Annotated in this window: 1 protein-coding gene; it reads right to left on the bottom strand. The window is 38.1% G+C overall.

Annotated features, from left to right (window positions below):
• Nucleotides 1-140: 140 nt before the first annotated feature.
• Complete coding sequence (locus tag BM126_RS21770) at nucleotides 141-1,376, bottom strand: IS110 family RNA-guided transposase (protein WP_090991402.1); 1,236 nt, start codon at nucleotides 1,374-1,376, stop codon at nucleotides 141-143.
• Nucleotides 1,377-1,636: the final 260 nt, after the last annotated feature.

Here is a 1,636-nt window from a genome sequence, read left to right as displayed (position 1 = left end):
AACTAAACCAGCTAATAGTTTGTCAATATTTTTCAATAAAAACTTAAAATATCTCATGCTATACTAAAAATGTGCATGGCAAATAACCTTCCCTTACTATAGATTTGGAAGGTTTTGTGTTATTTAGTTAGACTTAGTTTCTAAGCTATATCTTGGAAAGCGGTTTTGCTTTTTAGTAAGGCATATATCCAATGTAATAGCTTGTTTACACAGGCAATAACAGCTACTTTAAAAGGTTTTCCTTCCTCGCGTTTCTTATCATAGAATTCTCGTAATTTCTTATTTCTAGGAATGATTTCATCGCTTGTTTTACTCTTGCGGCAATCTCGTATTGCACAACGAACAGCCATGTATAAGGCATGACGAAGCCTGCTGGAGCCTCTTTTCGTAATGCGATTTTTGGTGCCTGTAAACTTGCCAGATTCAAAAACACTTGGGTCAACCCCAGCGAAAGCTACCAGCTTTTTAGGATCAGTAAATCGATCTATCTCTCCAATTTCCGAAATAATCGTTGCCGCGATCTTTTCTCCGATACCAGGGATAGATTTGATAATATTATATTCTTCAACTTCTTTAGCGAGGGCATCTATCTCGGACTCTAACTTGGATAGGTGCTCTTTGTATTGAAGAATGATATTGATATACATACCTAGACTTAAAATATGGCTCTGATAAACGGTCTTTTCAAACGGATTTCGATTTGCTGCAGCCTTGAGCTGAGTAGCTTTTTCTTTAGCCCATCGATAGGAACGACTTTTACATAACTCAGCGATTTTGTCGGCAATTATTTCTTCACTTGCCTCTAAAATATCTTCAGATGAGGGAAACTCTGAAAGAGTTAATAGTGATACTACCGAATATAAGTCACCAAAAACACCTCTGTATTCAGGGAAGACCTGGTCCAGAATCGCTTGGAATTGTAGCTTTGTTTGAATCAGTACACCAGTAATATTTTCGTGCTGTCTTGTAAGATTCCGAAGGTTTAATAGCTGCACACCACGCTTCTTATACGGCTCTAAATCCTCCTTATAAAACAGCTCGCAGAGATGGTAAGCATCTATCGCATCTGTTTTTACTTTCCGAAGACTTGAACTTTTAGCCTTATAAGAAATCAATGGATTAATGATTATCAATAAATACCCACGGTCCTCCAAGTATTGAACAACAGAGGAATGATAATGTCCTGTCGCTTCTAGAACAATAGGTGGTTTCTTACCAGTTTCTCTCTTAACCACCTCCAGAAACTCTACAAGTAAATCAAGACCTTCTATAGTGTGAGAAACTTTAAAACTCTTACGGTATGGTTTGCCTTTATCTAAAAATGCCTGAACTTGACTTTCCCCTTTTGAAACATCCAGACCAATGACTGGATTCATTCTAAAATCTCCTCCTAAACTAGTAATTTGCCAGTAACCCCTAATCCTCCATGCAGTATCACAGCTTCGCTTGTTATACGAGATCTAAGTCCCAACCAGCCTCAATCATGTTTCTACAAGTAGGGGGCGAACCGTTTAGTTGACGGGGTCAAAGCCCCACGGGCAGTTACGTTCTACCTTGGCTACTGATATAATAAGACCAAAATAAATAAGGTCAACCAGAAATATTTAGCATTCTGGTTAACCTTATAATACGAACG

Source organism: Bacillus sp. OV322 (genome assembly GCF_900112495.1).
Taxonomy (GTDB): Bacteria; Bacillota; Bacilli; order Bacillales; family DSM-1321; genus Peribacillus.
The sequence above is the reverse complement of the archived record's forward strand: the minus strand, read 5'-3'. Positions and strand labels throughout refer to the sequence as shown.